16 protein-coding genes and 1 other RNA gene are annotated in these 17,421 nt (G+C 51.8%); 13 read left to right on the top strand and 4 right to left on the bottom strand.

What is annotated here, in order from left to right; all coding sequences use genetic code 11:
* Positions 1–69: 69 nt before the first annotated feature.
* Positions 70–447, bottom strand: coding sequence for a DUF423 domain-containing protein (locus I8U19_RS03815; protein ID WP_033100900.1), 378 nt, complete (start codon positions 445–447; stop codon positions 70–72).
* A 496-nt stretch (positions 448–943) separates the two neighbouring features.
* Here I8U19_RS03815 and hisS point away from each other — a divergent pair, with 496 nt between their 5' ends.
* The 8 genes from hisS to I8U19_RS03855 all read left to right on the top strand — a co-directional run bounded on the left by hisS (position 944) and on the right by I8U19_RS03855 (position 9,272).
* Positions 944–2,224: a histidine--tRNA ligase gene (hisS, locus tag I8U19_RS03820; protein ID WP_033100901.1), complete on the top strand. Its 1,281-nt coding sequence runs from the start codon at positions 944–946 to the stop codon at positions 2,222–2,224.
* Between the two features lie 12 nt (positions 2,225–2,236).
* Positions 2,237–4,012 (top strand): aspartate--tRNA ligase, encoded by a 1,776-nt coding sequence (gene aspS / locus I8U19_RS03825; protein ID WP_033100902.1) that lies wholly within the window; start codon positions 2,237–2,239, stop codon positions 4,010–4,012.
* Positions 4,013–4,081: 69 nt separating this feature from the next.
* A non-coding RNA gene (gene ssrS / locus I8U19_RS03830) (6S RNA) lies at positions 4,082–4,260 on the top strand.
* 173 nt (positions 4,261–4,433) lie between these two features.
* Positions 4,434–5,027 carry a 5' nucleotidase, NT5C type gene (locus I8U19_RS03835; RefSeq protein WP_081943821.1) on the top strand — a complete coding sequence of 198 codons (594 nt, stop codon included), beginning with the start codon at positions 4,434–4,436 and terminating at the stop codon, positions 5,025–5,027.
* Positions 5,028–5,148: 121 nt separating this feature from the next.
* Positions 5,149–5,823 (top strand): GntR family transcriptional regulator, encoded by a 675-nt coding sequence (locus tag I8U19_RS03840; protein ID WP_033100959.1) that lies wholly within the window; start codon positions 5,149–5,151, stop codon positions 5,821–5,823.
* Positions 5,820–7,028, top strand: a complete 1,209-nt coding sequence (locus I8U19_RS03845) for a CaiB/BaiF CoA transferase family protein (RefSeq protein ID WP_370589756.1) — start codon at positions 5,820–5,822, stop codon at positions 7,026–7,028. The genes I8U19_RS03840 and I8U19_RS03845 overlap by 4 nt, the downstream gene beginning before the upstream one ends.
* Positions 7,021–7,890 carry a hydroxymethylglutaryl-CoA lyase gene (locus tag I8U19_RS03850; RefSeq protein WP_198055228.1) on the top strand — a complete coding sequence of 290 codons (870 nt, stop codon included), beginning with the start codon at positions 7,021–7,023 and terminating at the stop codon, positions 7,888–7,890. The genes I8U19_RS03845 and I8U19_RS03850 overlap by 8 nt, the downstream gene beginning before the upstream one ends.
* Complete coding sequence (locus I8U19_RS03855; RefSeq protein ID WP_198055229.1) at positions 7,890–9,272, top strand: MFS transporter; 1,383 nt, start codon at positions 7,890–7,892, stop codon at positions 9,270–9,272. The genes I8U19_RS03850 and I8U19_RS03855 overlap by 1 nt, the downstream gene beginning before the upstream one ends.
* 48 nt (positions 9,273–9,320) lie before the next feature.
* On the opposite strand, the gene I8U19_RS03860 is transcribed toward I8U19_RS03855, so the two are convergent.
* The 3 genes from I8U19_RS03860 to I8U19_RS03870 all read right to left on the bottom strand — a co-directional run bounded on the left by I8U19_RS03860 (position 9,321) and on the right by I8U19_RS03870 (position 11,930).
* Complete coding sequence (locus I8U19_RS03860; protein ID WP_052154179.1) at positions 9,321–9,962, bottom strand: spore coat protein; 642 nt, start codon at positions 9,960–9,962, stop codon at positions 9,321–9,323.
* 129 nt (positions 9,963–10,091) lie between these two features.
* Entirely contained in the window at positions 10,092–10,520 is a 429-nt protein-coding gene (locus I8U19_RS03865; RefSeq protein WP_198055230.1) for a ferritin-like domain-containing protein, read from the bottom strand.
* 84 nt (positions 10,521–10,604) lie between these two features.
* Positions 10,605–11,930: an AAA family ATPase gene (locus tag I8U19_RS03870; RefSeq protein WP_370589757.1), complete on the bottom strand. Its 1,326-nt coding sequence runs from the start codon at positions 11,928–11,930 to the stop codon at positions 10,605–10,607.
* Between the two features lie 424 nt (positions 11,931–12,354).
* Between I8U19_RS03870 and cymR the strand changes: the two genes are divergently transcribed.
* The 5 genes from cymR (at position 12,355) to I8U19_RS03895 (ending at position 17,418) form a co-directional block, all read left to right on the top strand.
* Positions 12,355–12,774: a cysteine metabolism transcriptional regulator CymR gene (cymR, locus tag I8U19_RS03875; protein ID WP_033100957.1), complete on the top strand. Its 420-nt coding sequence runs from the start codon at positions 12,355–12,357 to the stop codon at positions 12,772–12,774.
* Positions 12,775–12,791: 17 nt separating this feature from the next.
* Positions 12,792–13,940 carry a cysteine desulfurase family protein gene (locus tag I8U19_RS03880; RefSeq protein ID WP_198055232.1) on the top strand — a complete coding sequence of 383 codons (1,149 nt, stop codon included), beginning with the start codon at positions 12,792–12,794 and terminating at the stop codon, positions 13,938–13,940.
* Between the two features lie 36 nt (positions 13,941–13,976).
* A complete protein-coding gene (locus tag I8U19_RS03885; protein ID WP_033100955.1) occupies positions 13,977–14,480 on the top strand; it encodes a hypothetical protein in 504 nt (167 codons plus the stop codon).
* Positions 14,481–14,536: 56 nt separating this feature from the next.
* Entirely contained in the window at positions 14,537–16,795 is a 2,259-nt protein-coding gene (gene recD2 / locus I8U19_RS03890) for an SF1B family DNA helicase RecD2 (RefSeq protein WP_198055233.1), read from the top strand.
* Positions 16,796–16,911: 116 nt separating this feature from the next.
* Complete coding sequence (locus I8U19_RS03895; RefSeq protein ID WP_198055234.1) at positions 16,912–17,418, top strand: PRC-barrel domain-containing protein; 507 nt, start codon at positions 16,912–16,914, stop codon at positions 17,416–17,418.
* Positions 17,419–17,421 lie beyond the last annotated feature (3 nt).

Here is a 17,421-nt window from a genome sequence, read left to right on the forward strand (position 1 = left end):
TGGAAGGGCTTTGTCTTCGAGCCCGGCCCGTTTGACAAGAACAAATGGAAAAAGCGGTGAAGCAATTGTTCAACCGAGATATTTGGCGGCGGAGACGGCGACAAGTACCCATCCGGCAATAAATGACACACCGCCGATCGGGGTGATTGCCCCCAGAATTTTCACATTGGACAACACCAAAGCATACAGGCTTCCCGAGAAGAAAACGATTCCCGCAAACAGCAGCCATCCGGCCACAGTGAGCAGAGTCGCATTTCCGTTCGTTTTGGCCAGCATCAGACCGACTGCAATCAGTGCCAGGCCGTGGATGATGTGATAATGTGCGCCTGTGTTCCATATCTGCATCATCTTTTCGCTCACTTTTCCTTCCAGACCGTGTGCGCCAAACGCTCCCAGGGCGATGGCCAGTGCCATGTTGATGCTGCCGAGCATGATCATCAGTTTCATCAGTTGTGCCTCCTTCATTTTAATTCGGACAGGTTTTGTTTAAACTATACCACATGTCAAGCGTCTCTCCTGAGAGAACAGACCTGGACAATCGTGAAATCTTAATGACATGTTAAAAATTCCTTGACAAACGAGGGGCGGGTCTTTAAAATGAGTAAACAAATCCGCTAAATGACTTATATTCTTGCCTGTGAAGGGAAAAGTACCCGATTGACGGACAACTAGAGAGGAGAACTCATGGGCTGAAAGGTTCTCTTTGTTACGAATCGGCGAAAGACACCTGGAGGTTCTAACCGAACACCGCTCAAGCGGTCAGTAGACTTAGACGTCATCCTGGCGATAACGGGAATCGAGTGGGAAATCGGCTTTGTGTCGTTTTCCAACTAGGGTGGCACCACGGGAATCGTTAACCAATCTCTCGTCCCTGACAAACAGAGGTCAGTGGCGGGAGATTTTTTAATTTGTGGAACGAACGAAACGAAAAGGAGGGTTTGCCATGAAATTCAAAGCTTCGGCGAAATACCAAATTCCCCGCGGCACCGATGACCTGATGCCTGGTGAGGTGGAGATTTGGCAATGGGCAGAAGCGAAAGCGCGGGAAATCTGCCGTTTGTATGACTACAAGGAGATTCGCACCCCGATTTTTGAATACACGGAACTGTTTCAGCGCGGTGTGGGCGAAGCGACCGATATTGTGGAAAAAGAAATGTATTCGTTTCAGGACCGGGGCAAACGGGACGTTTCATTGAGACCGGAAGGAACAGCGGGGGTTGTACGTTCATTTGTCGAAAAGAAGATTTTTGCCGAACCGCAGCCAACCAAATGGTATTACATGGGACCGATGTTTCGCTATGAAAATCCGCAGGCGGGAAGGCGGCGCCAGTTTCATCAATTTGGCGTTGAGGTTTTCGGCAGCTCCGACCCTGCCCTCGATGCGGAAGTGATTTCGCTGGGGATTCATTTTTTTGAGTCGCTCGGTTTAAAAGGAGTCCGGGCGGAGATCAACAGCGTTGGTGATCCGGAAGTCCGGGCCGTATACCGGGAAAAGTTGATTGAATACTTTGAGCCGTACAAAGCGGAATTGTCGACGGAAGCACAAGGGCGGCTCTATAAAAATCCGCTGCGCATTCTCGACAGCAAAGATCCGAAAACGAAAGAGATCGCCCAAGGGGCGCCATCGATTCTCGATCACTTGAATGAACCTTCCCGGAAGCATTTTGAGCAGCTGAAACAATACCTGGATATGCTTGGCGTCGAGTACGTCATTAATGACCGCCTCGTGCGCGGACTCGATTATTATACACATACCGCTTTTGAATTTATGGTCGATATTCCCGGCGCGCAGGCTTCCACCATCGGAGGCGGCGGCCGCTACAACGGTTTGGTCGAAGAATTTGGCGGGCCGGAGATGCCGGGCGTCGGCTTTGGCATCGGCCTGGAACGGGTGATGCTGGCGATCGGGGAGCAGAAAGTGGATGTTCCGGTCAAAACGGGACTGGACTGCTATCTGGTTACTCTCGGCGATGAAGCGAAGCTCTACGGGGCGAAACTGCTGAACGAGATGCGCCATGCCGGCCTGACTGCCGATCGTGATTACCTTGACCGCAAGCTGAAAGCGCAATTTAAGGCAGCCGACCGCTTGCAGGCACGCTTTGTGGCGATCCTGGGTGATGAGGAATTGAAGCAGGGACAGATCAACGTCAAGCAGTTGGCTACAGGCGAACAGGAAACGGTCAAACTGGAAGAACTCATACCATACCTGAAAGAGAGAAGTTGAGGAGGGAACAGCATGGATAGCGTCTTTCGTACACATCAGGCCCGGGAATGCACCAAGGAAAAAATCGGCGAGAGAGTCACCCTGAATGGTTGGGTGCAGAAGAGGCGGGATCTTGGAGGCTTGATTTTTCTGGATCTGCGTGATCGCTCCGGCGTTGTGCAAATCGTATTTCAGCCGGAAGTTTCACCGGAAGCTGCGCGTTTGGCAGATCAGTTGCGAAGCGAATATGTGGTCTCCATCACCGGGACGATTGCGGCCCGCGATCCGGAAAATGTGAATCCGAAAATGGAGACCGGCGACATTGAAATCATCGGGGAAGAAGTGCATATTTTTAATCCGGCCAAAACACCGCCGTTCCCGATTCGTGACAACAGCGACGTGGAAGAAGCGGTTCGCCTCAAATACCGCTATATCGACCTGCGACGCCCGAAAATGCAGGAGACCATGCTGATCCGCCACCGTGCGATGCAGTCGGTGCGCCGTTTCCTGGATGAGCGGGGCTTTATCGAACTGGAAACCCCGATGCTGACGCGCAGCACGCCGGAAGGAGCGCGTGATTATCTCGTTCCCAGCCGGGTACACGAAGGTTCGTTTTACGCATTGCCCCAATCACCGCAACTGTTTAAGCAATTATTCATGGTGGCGGGGATGGAGCGCTATTTTCAATTTGCCCGCTGTTTCCGCGACGAGGATCTTCGCGCGGACAGGCAGCCGGAATTTACCCAGATCGACATTGAAACGTCATTTATTCCGCCGGAAACCTTCCTGGCGATGATGGAAGAGATGGTTGCGACATTGTTTAAGGAGACGATCGGAGTCGATGTGCCCGTTCCGTTCCCGCGCATGTCCTACCGGGAAGCGATTGAGCGATTCGGGTCGGATAAACCGGACCTGCGTTTCGGAATGGAACTGGTGGATTTGTCCGATGAGCTGCGCGATTCCTCCTTCAAGGTGTTCAGCGGTACCATCCAAAACGGCGGCCAGGTAAAGGCGGTCAATGTAAAGGGATGTGCCGGCTGGAGCCGCAAGGAAGTGGATCAGTGGGGGAAAACAGCTGAATCGTTGGGCGCAAAGGGATTGGCCTGGCTGTCCTTTAAAGAGGAAGGGGTCAAAGGTTCTGTAGCCAAGTTCCTCACACCGGAAGAGATCGATGCGATTGCTGGCAAAACCAAAGCGGAAACAGGCGACCTGTTATTCTTCGTCGCCGACCGTCCGCAGACAGTGGCAAACGTCTTGGGCGAACTGCGTTTGCGCCTTGGAAAAGCATTGAACCTCATTCCCGAAAATGAATATAAATTCGTCTGGATCACCGAGTTTCCGCTGCTGGAGTATTCGGAGGAAGACGGGCGCTACTATGCGATGCACCACCCGTTTACGATGCCGCTCGAGGAAGATATTCCGCTTCTGGATACAGACCCGGGCAAAGTGCGGGCGCAGGCGTATGACATGGTGCTGAACGGTTACGAAATCGGCGGGGGAAGCCAACGAATCTACCGGCGCGAAGTACAGGAGAAAATGTTTAAGGCGCTGGGCATTACAAATGAGGAAGCAAAAGAAAAATTCGGTTTTCTGCTTGAAGCGTTTGAGTATGGCGCTCCGCCGCACGGAGGAATTGCCTTCGGCTTTGACCGCATCGTGATGCTGCTTGCCGGGCGGAGCAATTTGCGCGAGTGCATCGCTTTCCCGAAAACGGCAAGTGCAACCTGCCTGCTGACAGAGGCCCCGAGCCCCGTCGATGAAAAGCAGCTGGAGGAATTGCACATTAAAATCAGACAACCGCAAAAATAGAATTTCCTGTAAAAAGTGGGGGGATAGCTTGATCTCCTTTTAAATATCTGGTAACATATAATCACGAAATGAGTCCTGCGATGTGCGTGTCCGCCGGGATGTTTTGAGCCAACACCCGAACGAAAGGGAGTCTGCGTCATTTGAGCTAACAGAAGCCGCCTTCAGAGCGGAACTGTGAACTCAGGTGCAGGACACCCACCTGCGAGAGCAGGTTCAAAACGAACGGAGCACGGCATAACGGGGCTCCTTTTTTTTGCATGAGAATGAACGACACCTCGGATTCAATGCAATCCGGGGTTTTTTATTTTGTTCCGGGCTTTTTGTCATATTCACGCCTCCGCCCCCGGCAAACGTATGATAACATGTCAATAGGGACTGATTTTTAAATAGAATAATTTCTCTCCGACAGGGAAAGGTTAAAATGGACATTCATACGAGGAAGGCGAGTTTAATGATCATCGGTGTGGACATTGACGGAACAATCAAAGATACGCAACGAGCGGCTGTTGAGGTGCATAACCGGGTCTTGAAGCGGAATGTGCGCGTTGAGGATGTGAAGGAATTTTATCTGGACAAGGCGTATGGGCTGACGCCAAAAGAAGCGTCCAAATTATGGAGGAAGCTGGAAGAAGAGATTTACACGCTGGGCCTTCCTTTAAAGAACGCGGCGGAAGTGTTGAACCGCCTGGCGCAAAACGGGCACACCATTTATTTCATCACCGCCCGTCCAGGGATGAAAAACATTCGGAAAGTGACGGAAGATTGGCTGAAAAAGCACGGCTTCCCATTCAACGGGAAAAACCTAATCATGGGGGCGCAAGATAAAGCAAAAGAGGCAAAAAAAGTGCAGGTTGACCTCTTCTTTGAAGATGCACCCAATCATCTGCTCAATCTGGTGAAAAACAAGATTCCCACAGTGATTGTCGATGCCGTTTATAACCGCGATTTCCCTTATTCTTTGCCGCGGATTACCGACTGGCGGCAGGTGTATGAACTGGTTGAAAAAGGAGTGTAATTCGGACACCTTAAGGAAAGAGGTGTCCATTATTTTTATTTAAATTATTCAAAAGATTATTTATATAAAGTATAATATAACCAGGTAAATTGTCGACAGTCGACAAAGGAGGTGAGAAGTGATGACAGCGGCGGAGATCCAAAAGGCCAAATCATTAAGTGACCAGGTTTATGAATATTTGCGGGCACAAATATTATGCGGGAACATGAAACCCGGAACGAGAATTGTGGAAAGCGTGTTGGCCCGGCAATTGAAGATCAGCCGCAGCCCGATCCGCGAGGCGGTGCAACTGCTGAAAAAAGACGGGTTGTTGCAGCAGGAGAACGGACGGATTCTGGTATTCCGCCCTTCGGCAGACGACTTTCAAGAGTTGTATGAATTGAGGCTGGCTGTGGAACCGATTGCCGTGGAGCTGGCAACCGGGCGCATCCAGGCGCATGAGTTGGAGCAAATCGCCGGATTGTTAATCTCTGCTGATCAGTGTTTGCAAAGAGGGGAAATTGACAAGGTGATTGAGCTGAATTCCCTGTTTCATGAGCAATTGATCCGCTTTTCCCGGAATGGGCGGTTTCAGCGGATGATGACGGAAATAGCCAGCCTGGTTCGGTATTATCGTACCTTTGTATTTAAGGTATATAAACGGAATATTGAAACAAATCAGGAGCACTGGGCCATTTATCGGGCCGTGAAGGAGGGAGACGCCGCTTTGGCCCGAAAGCGCATGGAAAGCCATATCAAAAACGATCTGCACTTTATTCTCATGAGAAGCGGTGAGAGAGGAGGAGTGAAGGAGTGAATCATCAACCGCTTGACGGCATTCGGGTGATTGAATTGGGTTCTTTTATCGCCGGGCCTTTTGCCACGCGCATTTTGGCCGAATTCGGGGCGGAGGTGGTAAAAGTGGAGCCCCCGGGCGGGGATCAGATCCGCAAATGGGGACTTGCGGCTGAAGGCGAAGAAGATTCTTATTTCAGCAAAGTAATCCTTCGCAACAAAAAATCGGTCGTCGTTGATCTGCATTATGAAGAAGGCAGAGAAATTGTCCGCGAACTTCTTCGCCAGGCAGATGTGGTCGTGGAAAATTTCAAACCCGGAACCCTGGAGAAATGGAATTTGTCGCACCGGGAGATGCGCGAGCTGAACCCCGGTTTGATCATCACCAGCGTCACCGGATACGGACAGACCGGTCCGTACCGCCACCGGCCCGGCTTTGGCAACATTGCCGAATCGTTTGGAGGGCTTCGCTACGTTACCGGTTATCCAGACCGACCGCCGGTCAGGGTCGGACTGTCGCTCGCCGATTCGATCTCCGGCTTGTATGCAGTGATCGGAACGTTGCTGGCTTTGTTTCATCGCGACCGTAATCAGGACGCGACCGGCCAGGTTGTTGATGTGGCATTGTATGAATCCGTTTTCAGTCTGCTGGAGTCCATCCTGCCGGAATATGTCCACCTTGGAGCGGTGCGCGAACGGACGGGAAATCAACTGGCGACCACGGCTCCTTCCAACATTTATCCGACCAAAGATGGGAAATGGGTGGCGATCGGCGCCAACAGCGATTCCTTGTTCAAGCGGTTGATGACCTTGATGGGCAGAGAGGATCTCGCGCAAAAGCCGGAGTTGTCCGACAATCGGGGGAGGGTGGCCGCTGCCGGCCGGATCGATGCGCTGATCGGGGAGTGGACATTAAGGCATACGTGTGATGAAGTGGTTGCCATGCTGGAACAGGCCGCAGTCCCGGCTGGCCCTGTTTATGGAATCGCGGATATTTTTCGTGACCCTCATTATCGGGAGCGGGAAATGTTTCTGCCGGTTCCGGATGCAAGCGGCGCGGAGATTATGATGCCGGGGATCGTGCCAAAAATGAGCGGGACGCCGGGATCTGTCCTCCGGGCAGGGCCTGTCAGTGGTGCCCATACGAAGGAAGTGCTTTCCGCCTGTGGCTTTACGGAGGAACAAATCAACGAGTGGCGGAACAAAGGGGTTATCCATTGTGGCTGATCAGGCTCATGTGCTGTTGCGCGATGTGACGCTAAGGGACGGGTTGCAAAACGAATCGGTGTTTGTGCCTACAAAGATAAAGCGAATCCTGGTTGATCGCATCATTGCCTGCGGGTTTCGCTCATTGGAAGTAACCTCTTTTGTGCGGAAAGACCGTGTGCCCGCTCTCCGTGATGCCGACGAACTGGCACAGAGCCTGCCCGTATATCCGGGGGTTGAATATCGGGCGCTGGTTCCCAACCGGCGGGGGATGCAGCGGTTTTTGGCCGGGAAAACAGAAACGGCCGTCCTTTTTCTTTCTGCCAGTCCCCTTCACAACCAGGCCAATGTTCAGCGGACCACGGAAGAATCGCTGGCTGAAATCATCAGTCTTATTCGTCTGGCCGAAGAGAACGGGCGCCGGGCGGCCGGGGCAATTGCTACCGCTTTTGTCTGTCCCTATGCCGGAGTCGTGCCATATTCCCGGCTGGAGCGGATTGCCGAAGCGCTTGCCGAAAGCGGAGTGAAGGAGATGTCTCTGGCCGATACATCCGGGCAGGCGACGCCCGATTTGGTTTATGAACGGTGCGTCAGCCTAAAAAAACAGTTTCCCATGCTGGAGCTGAGCCTTCATTTGCACGATGCCAAGGGTTACGGGCTCAGGAACATGCTTGCCGGGATCGAGGCGGGGGTTTGTACCTTTGATGTCGCGCAAGGGGGATTGGGCGGTTGTCCCTTTGTTCCGGATGCACCGGGAAACCTCTCTTCAAGAAGTGTTCTGGAATGTTTGGCGGAACGGGGAATTGCCACGGATTTGGATTACAAAAATGTGTGCCAACTGGAAGAGTATGTTCTGCGCATCATGAAGCGGAGGAATGAATGATGGCAAATATATCGATCGGCGCCCGCCTGGACAGGCTTCCGATTACCCGTCTCCACAAAAAGGCGACGTTGTTGATCGGCACGGGAATCTTTTTTGACCTGTTTGATATTTTCCTGGCCGGTGTGCTTAGCACCGTTTTGGTTGAACAGTTTCATATTGACGAAAAATGGCTGCCCCTGCTTCTGGCTTCCGGTTTTTTGGGAATGTTTATCGGAGCGATTGTGCTGGGAGGGCTGGCGGACCGCTTCGGGCGGAAAAAAGCCTTTATGTATAATCTGGCGATCTACTCGATTTTTTCGTTGCTGGCTGCGTTCAGTCCCAATGTCGGATTATTGATCTTTTTCCGGTTTGTTGCGGGACTCGGCCTCGGGGCGGAACCGCCGCTTTGCGATGCCTACCTCAGTGAATTGCTGCCGGCATCACAGCGGGGAAGATATGTTGCTTGGGCTTATACGTTAGCCTTTTTGGCTATGCCGGTGGAGGGGATTTTGGCAAAAATTTTGGTTCCGGTTCAACTTTTCGGTTTGGAAGGCTGGCGTCTGTTGTTTATCATCGGATCCGCCGGTTCACTCATCGTTTGGGTGTGGCGGATGCATCTTCCCGAATCGCCGCGCTGGCTGGAAGCGGCGGGCCGCCTTGAAGAAGCGAATCAAATCGCTGTTCAGATGGAAGATGAAGCGAAAGCATTGGGTGAGCTGAAACCGGTACAGTCGACAACGCCCCGGCAAACCTCGGTCGCCTCTTTTTCTGTTTTATGGCAAAAGAGATATCGGCGATACACGCTGATGCTGTGGTTTTTTCATATTTTGCAGACGATCGGGTACTACGGCTTTGGAACGCTGGTTCCGCTGATCTTGAAGGCCAAAGGCTATACGATTCTCCATTCACTTGAATATACTGCCTTAACCTTTTTGGGTTATCCGCTCGGCTCGCTGTTATCACTGCCGCTGGTTGAACGGATCGACCGCAAATGGCTGATCGTCTTGTCTGCCTTTTTGATGGCGGTGTTCGGCATTTCCTTCGGCATGGCAAACCTTCCCTCGCTCATCGTCATCTTCGGATTCCTTTATACTTTGGTCAGCAACGTTTTTTCCAATGCGTTTCATATTTATCAGGCAGAAATATTTCCGACCTCTGTGCGGGCCACTGCTGCCGGGTCGGCCTACAGTTTAAGCCGTTTGATGAGCGGTTTGATGCCGTTTATGTTGCTTCCGGTGCTCAATCATTATGGTTCTGCGGCGATGTTTTCCGTTGTTGCTGTTGCCATGGGACTGATCATGGTTGATATCGGGCTGTTTGGTCCCCGTTCCACCGGACGGTCTCTTGAGGATGTGAACGGGGAAGAGAGGGGTTCGGAAACGGGTTTCAAAAACCGGATGTAGAGCCGGAAAACGAAAAAAGTTCAGGCGACCCGTAAGCCGCCTGAACTGCTATTGAATCGTTCCCGTCTGGCCGGGCAGCGGAGCGGTTGCCGTGGCCGGAGCGTAGGAATGGGTCAGTTGCTGCATGTCTGCTTGCGGGAGTTGTGCCACTTGATAATATCCGTGTTTGTTTTGCCACAGGAACAATTCATAAGCCATTTCGATGCAGTTGGGAATGCTGTCGGCCAGAACGCGGCGCACGACCGGATTGGTTACTTCGCAGGCTGCATGCGCTTTGACCGCAGCTGACGATTTCATGGCACTCAGCATTTGTCCGGAAATGCGTTGGTCATTGATCTCGGCCGGACTTTTCATCGGTGCTTTTGGCTGGCTTTGCCTTAAGCCGTAGGTCACGTTGTTTCCCTGCTGCATTTTGTATTTGCCGGTTGGTTGTGCCGGTTCGCGGCCGGTGGAGAAACATTCGACCAGAGTATTGTACTCATTGGCCATAAATTGATACTGGCGATCAAGGATGTTCCGCAGCTCAGGATCTTTCACATGCTGCGACATCATCACATACTGGTCCATGCAGTTGACCGCGCAAGACAAAACTTCGTGAACATCGTACACTTCATGGGCACCATGATTCATGGCCGGTGAAACTTGGGGATTAATGGTGGTATTTTCAATTTTGCTGTCGTTGGGACGCATCGTGTTCATAAAAATATCCTCCTTTCAAACTGTAACCAGTAGTTAATATGTACAAGCACGATGCCGGCTACTCATCGGAAAAAAAGAAATCCCCTGAAAAGGGGGCATTTGACATCGCTGTGTGACAACCTAGAGGCGGGGGTCCTCCAGCAGCCGCTGCATCTCTTCTTTATGTTTCGTTTCATCGGCAATCATATCTTCCAACTGGGTTTTCAGTTCAATATCATGGACCGCCTCCGCCTGTTCAATCCGCTTGGTGTATCGTTGAATTGTGTCGATTTCAGCTTGAACGGTTGCTTCCAACATTCCTTTTACATCCCGATGGCGGGAGAAAGGTTTTGGTTCCACCATGGGCTCGCCGCCAAGGGTGGCTATTTTTTCTGCCAGGTATTGAGCGTGCCCCATTTCATCCTGTGCTTCTTTGGCAAAGAAGTCGCGCAGGGTCAGGCGGGCCAGCCCGGAAACGACGGCCGCGTTATAAATATATTGGTTAATGGCGGAGAGTTCATAGGCAAGGTCTTCATTTAATCCGTTGATCAGTTCTTGTTTGGCATCCATTGTCCAATCTCCTCCTTTGATTCATATTACTACACTGCCCATTTTGGAAAAAAACATGCTTTATAGGGCGTCGGAGGAATTGGATTATTTTTCGCCTTCCTTCATCCAGCGGATCAAGGTCTGCAATTTTTGTTCGTACCCGTAAGCAGACGGATGGTAAAAGGTTTTTCCTGCATGTTCATCAGGCAAATATTGCTGGGGAACATATCCGCGCGGATAATCGTGGGGGTATTTGTATCCTGAACCGCGCCCTTGTGCCTTGGCGCCCGAGAAGTGGGCATCGCGCAGATGGGGTGGAACTTCCCCACTCTTTTCCTTGCGAACGGCGGCATTGGCTTCCCCGATTCCCTTGACGACTGAATTGCTTTTCGGAGCGGTGGCGATATAGATCACTGCTTCTGCCAAGGGGATTTGCGCTTCCGGCAGTCCGATATAATCGACTGCATGCGCGGCCGCTGAGGCGATGAGCAGCGCACGGGGATCGGCCATCCCCACATCTTCAGCGGCATGAATAAAGATGCGCCGGGCGATGAAACGGGGATCTTCGCCGGCTTGCAGCATTTTGGCCAGATAATAAAGAGCTGCATCCGGATCAGAACCGCGCATACTCTTGATAAACGCAGAAATCGTATCATAATGGTTATCGCCGCTTTTATCGTAGCGGATCATTTTTCTCTGGATCGATTCTTCCGCGACTTCCAACGTAATGTGGCGTATCCCTTCATCGTCCGGTGGTGTGGTGAGTACGGCGAGCTCCAGCGCGTTTAAAGCATTGCGGCTGTCCCCGCCCGCTGTTTGAATGAGATGCTCCAGAGCGTCTTCTTCTATTTTTACTTGGTAATCTCCCAACCCCCGTTCAGGGTCTTTCAGGGCGGCCAGCAGGATCGCGCGCAACTCGCCGGGTTCCAGTTGTTTTAACATAAACAGGCGTGAACGGGATAAAAGGGCGGCATTTACCTCAAATGAAGGGTTTTCCGTTGTTGCCCCGATCAAAATAACCGTTCCGTTTTCGACATAGGGAAGCAAAGCGTCTTGTTGTGATTTATTAAAGCGATGAATTTCATCGATAAACAGCACGGTTCGTTGCCCGTGCAGATTGAGCCGCTCCTTTGCTTCTTGTACCACTCGGCGCAGATCCGCCACTCCGGCAGTCACGGCGTTCAATTTTTCAAAATATCCTTTTGTATGGTTGGCGATAATGTGGGCCAGGGTTGTTTTGCCCGTGCCCGGAGGACCGTAGAAGATCAGAGAGGAGAGCTGATCCGCTTCGATCATGCGCCTCAGTAATTTCCCGGGTCCGATGATGTGGGACTGGCCGATCATCTCGGAAAGCGTACGGGGTCGCATTCTGGACGCCAACGGCTCGTTTTGCTTTTTCTCTTGCATTCGTCCAAATTCAAACAAGTCCACCATGGTCCCGCCTTTCTATCTCTGGCAAAAATAAGGACAAGTCCCTATGATAGACAATATCACAGCAGCCGGGCCAATGTCATGATCTCCGCCGCCCAGTTCTCCTTTTTCCGTGAAGGTGGCGGAAGTCGGGAAGTCGTCACCCCTGCTTCTCCCGTTTTTGCCGTTTTTCATCCCTGATCGTGCCGGTAAGGTTCATTTTTGTTTGCAATGATTGTGTAAAAAACTTGCTAAAAGAGAATACTCCTATGATACACTTGCTAGTAGGGTACTTTCCCCATCATCCTTGGCCATGCCGTCTGATGATGGCGTCCGGATGGATGAAGGGATTGATTTATCTTATAATGAAACTAATTCTCCCCTGACCGGAAGCAGGGCGCAGTACATATCGGGAATGCGAATGATCAATGAGAGGTGGGATAACTTGAAGATTTCGACCAAGGGCCGTTACGGTCTTACCATCATGATGGAACTGGCGACGCAATACGGGAAGGGGCCTGTTCCGCTCAAAAGCGTGGCCGAGCGTCATGAACTGTCGGAACACTATCTGGAGCAGCTGGTCGCGCCGCTGAGAAATGCCGGATTGGTGCGCAGCATTCGCGGAGCTTACGGAGGGTATAAGCTGGCGAAGCCGCCCGAAGAGATCTCGGCCGGTGATATCATCCGCGTATTGGAAGGTCCGATCAGTCCGGTGGAATTCACCGAGGAAGAAGACCCGGCACGCCGGGATTTGTGGAAACGGATTCGCGATGCGATTGCGAAGGAACTGGATTCCACGACGCTGGCTTCCCTTATCAACTTTTCGCATGACGGAAACAATGATAACTACATGTTCTATATTTAGCAAAATTAGCAGGTGACGTGAAAATGGCGATTTATTTGGATCATGCAGCGACCACCCCGATTCATCCCGAAGTGAAAAAGGCGATGCTTCCCTTTCTGGATGAAGCGTTTGGCAATCCGTCAAGTATTCATCAATATGGAAGGGCCGTGCGAAATGCCATTGATCATGCGCGGTGGCAAGTGGCAGAAGGACTGAATTCCGAAGCGAGCCAGATCATTTTCACCAGCGGCGGGACGGAAGCGGATAATACCGCTCTGATCGGGGTGGCCCTGGCGTGCAGGGAACAGGGAAAAAAGCATCTCATCACATCGGAGATCGAGCACCATGCTGTGCTGGATACGTGCCGTTATTTGGAGCACATGGGCTTTGAGGTTACCTATTTGCCTGTGGACCGGACAGGCATGGTTGATGTGGAAGATTTGAAATCGAGCATCAGACCTGATACTGCACTGATCTCAATTATGTACGGAAATAACGAAGTCGGCACGCTTCAGCCGATAGAAACGATTGGGGCGATTGCCCGTGAACACAGGGTATTTTTCCATACGGATGCAGTGCAGGCGTTTGGGATCGAGAAAATTGATGTCAAGAAGCTGCCGGTCGATTTGCTCAGCATCTCCAGCCACAAGATCAACGGGCCAAAGGGAGCAGGGGCGCTGTATGTGTCCAAGCAGGTGAAGTTGATGCCCCGCTTTTTCGGCGGTGCCCAAGAACGGAGAAAACGCGCCGGAACGGAAAACGTGCCGGGGATTGTGGGGTTCGGAAAAGCTGCCGAGCTGGCGGCACGAAATCGGGATGTTCATTACCGCGAGATGCTGCAACTGCGCGAGGCGTTTCTGGAGGAATTGAAAGAGCAACAGGTGACTTTTGTCATAAACGGGCATCACGAGCGCTTTTTACCTCATATTTTAAATCTCAGCTTCCCGGGAACCGACACGGAAACGCTGCTGATGAATTTCGACTTGGCGGGAGTTGCCTGCGCGAGCGGCTCGGCCTGTACTTCCGGCACACTGGAAGTATCTCATGTGCTAAGAGCAATGCATCTGAGTGAAGAAGTGACCCGATCCGCGATCCGCTTCAGTTTCGGGCGGGGGAATACAGAAGCAGAAGTACGGCAAGCTGCCCGGATCACAGCGGAGATCACGGGAAGGCTGATTCATCGGTAATTGACCAACAGACAGTTAAACAGGGGAGAGAGGACTGTGAGCATCAATCCGCTTAACCAGATGGAAGACTGGGAAAAAGAGATGGATAACATCGATTGGAAATCGATACTGAAGGATATAGATCGTGCCCTGATGGATAATTTGGCAGCCGAACTCGGCTTTCCTTCCTTTGAAAAATTGGAGCACGCTTCCGAACGGGTTGTGGACGATTATTACATTGCTCACCTCTCCGACGGACGGTGGGTATGGTGGAATCCCGTAACCTATGCCAAAGAAGACCCGCTCTATTTTGCTGATAAGCGGGAAATCATGGCGTTTATTGCCAAATTTTTAAATCTGCCCAAAGACCGGCTCGGACAGCTGAAAGCGGGATTGGATCAAGTGATTCAAACCAGGCGTTGCAGCTGTTGCGAACATGAATTTAACCCGGCGGACCCCGAGCGCTACAAGTGGGATGAAAGACGGGAGCAGAACCAATTTTGTTCCCCGGAATGCGCGATGGAGAGTCTGATGGGGGAAATGAAAGATGATTTTCTCTGAGAGATGACCCTCGGTTCGGGGTCATTTTCCTTATCATCGGTAAAAGGTGTAGGATCATGAAGCCATCTCAAATGGAATTGTTTCAAACGAGTTATGTAAAAGGCTCCTTTATCCAGGAGATCTTTTACAATGAGGAAAACGGATACGGAGTTTTTCTCATGCGGGCCACGGAGGCATCGGAAGAACTTCCGCAAGAGGAAATCACCGTGGTGGGGAATATGCTCCGTCCCCATGAGGATGAGATCTATACCTGCTACGGTGAATGGAGAGAGCATCCCAAATTCGGGCGTCAGTACTATGCCCGGCAGGTGAAAAAGGAGTTTCCGCGGACAAAAGAAGCGATCGTCAGATATCTTTCAAGTGAGATCTTCACCGGAGTCGGAAAAAAAACGGCTGAAAAAATCGTGGAGCATCTCGGGGAAAAGGCGCTGGATCAAATTGCCGCCAATCCTGAAGTGCTAACGGAAATCAGGGGGATCTCCCCTGCCAAGGCGCGGACGATTGCCGAGAACCTGCAGGAAAACCAGGCTCTGGAAGAGGCGCTGGTCTATTTATACCAGTTTGGCATCGGACCTGCTTTGGCGCTCAAGATCGTGCAGACGTATAAACATCACACCATCGAACTGTTAAAAGAGAATCCGTATCGCTTGATTGATGATATCGAAGGAATCGGTTTCCGCCGGGCCGATGAGATTGCGCGGGAGCAGGGATTGCCGGAAGATGCGCCGGAACGTTTTCAGGCGGCTGTGTTATATGCCGTGAAAGAGGCATCCGTCTCCAAAGGGCATGTTTATGTGACGTGGGATCAGCTCAATCAGGAAGTCAATCTTCTCCTGGGAGGGGCAGGGGTTGAACTTTTTTCCGAAAGCGCCCGGGAAAAATATGTCGAAATGCTGATTGATGATGAACGGATTATTTTGGAGGATGACCGTTATTATCTGCCGTCGCTCTACTACGCCGAATATGGTTTGGCCATGCGGATCAAACAATTGCTGGAGCAGGAATCGGAAACGGATTATCCCGTATCCGAACTGTACCGAGCGATCGGCGAGATCGAGGAAGAGCTGGGAGTGACCTATGCGGAAAAGCAGCGGGATGCGCTTCTCACCGCCCTTTCTTCACCGTTTATGATTTTGACCGGTGGTCCCGGTACCGGAAAAACGACGGTCATCCAGGGGATATGCCGGTTATTTGCAAAACTGCGTGAAATCTCGCTCGACCCTGATCATTATGAAGCCGCGGAGCAGCCGTATCCGATCCGCTTGGTGGCTCCGACCGGTCGGGCGGCCAAGCGGATGTCGGAAACAACCGGTCTTCCGGCGATGACGATCCACCGCCTGCTGGGGTGGAAAGGGGACTTTTTTGAACACGGTGCCGAATCCCCGATTGAAGGCGACCTGCTGATTGTCGATGAAGTTTCGATGCTGGATACCTGGCTGGCCAATCAATTGTTTCGCGCGGTTCCCCAAGGGATGCAGGTGATCATGGTGGGAGATCAGGATCAGCTGCCTTCGGTCGGGCCGGGGCAAGTGCTTCACCATCTGCTTCAGGTGGACAAAATCCCCCGTGTCGAGTTGACGGAGATTTTCCGGCAGGCGGAGGGCTCTTCCATCATCAGGCTGGCCCATGCGATGAAACGCGGGGAAGTTCCGGGAGATTTGCTCATCCCCCAGCCGGATCGGCGTTTTTTTCCCTGCAAAAAAGAGCAGGCCTTGCCGATCATCGTCAAAACGGTAACCAATGCCATGAAAAAAGGGTACACGATTTTCGATATTCAGGTACTGGCGCCGATCTACAAAGGGCCGGTCGGGATCGACCGCATCAATCGGGAAGTTCAAGCGGTGGTCAATCCAAAGGATGAAAACAAAAAGGAACTGACCTGGGGCGATTCTGTCTTTCGGCTGGGGGATAAAGTGCTCCAGCTGGTCAATCACCCCGAGCATCCCGTCTACAATGGCGACATGGGAAAGGTGATCGCGATCGAGGAGAATGCATCCCCGGATCAGCCGGTTTTATGGGTGGCCTACGAACGGTTGGAGGTCCCGTATAAAAAATCGCAGCTGGGACAAATTGCACTTGCTTATGCCTGTTCCGTGCATAAGGCGCAAGGCTCTGAGTTTCCCATCGTTGTGTTTCCAGTTTTGCACACGTACCGGCGGATGTTGGAACGAAACCTTCTCTATACCGGGATTACACGCAGCAAATCGTATCTGATCATGTGCGGGGAAAAGGAAGCATTTGCCGACGGATTGAAGCGACAGAGCGGAGAAAAGCGCAACAGCCGGCTGAAAGACCTGATTGAGGAAGAGTGGTAGCCACGGTAACCCGGCCCCGGCAAGACCGGCACTTTCATGGAAAAATGGCAACAACTCCCCTACATGCACGGCGAAGCCTTTCCCAATACTAATGACAGCGGGGGAGGCTGATTTCCTTGCGCAAATCCCAGGAAGTGATCGGGCTTTCCATCATCCATTTAAAAACAGGGGAAAAATTGGGTACGGTTACGGATCTTTTGTTTGATCGGGATCAGCGTTGGCGGGGGGTTGTTTTGCAAGAAGGTGGTTTTTTCAAGAGGAGAAAATATATTCGATCTGACAACATCGTATCAATCGGCAAGGATGCGGTAATGGTGGACAGCGACCAGGTGATTCTTCCCTTTGACCGGAACGCGGAAGAGTGGATCAGCATTTATAACGGCGAAAACAAATTGAAGGGCCGTCCTCTGCTTACCGCCGGCGGTTATGAAATGGGGATGGTAGAAAATGTCTACTTCATGGAAGAAGTGGGAACGCTGATAGGGTACGAACTATCCGGCGGGCTTATCAGCGACCTGGCAGAAGGGCGAAAAGTGGTGAAAACCACGCATCCGCTCACGTGGGGAAAAGATGTGCTGATCGCCCCGCATGACCGGATTGAAGTTAAGGATGCAAGGATTTAAAGG

Origin of the sequence: Thermoactinomyces sp. CICC 10523 (assembly GCF_016055105.1) — a bacterium.
Classification (GTDB): Bacteria; Bacillota; Bacilli; order Thermoactinomycetales; family Thermoactinomycetaceae; genus Thermoactinomyces_A; species Thermoactinomyces_A daqus.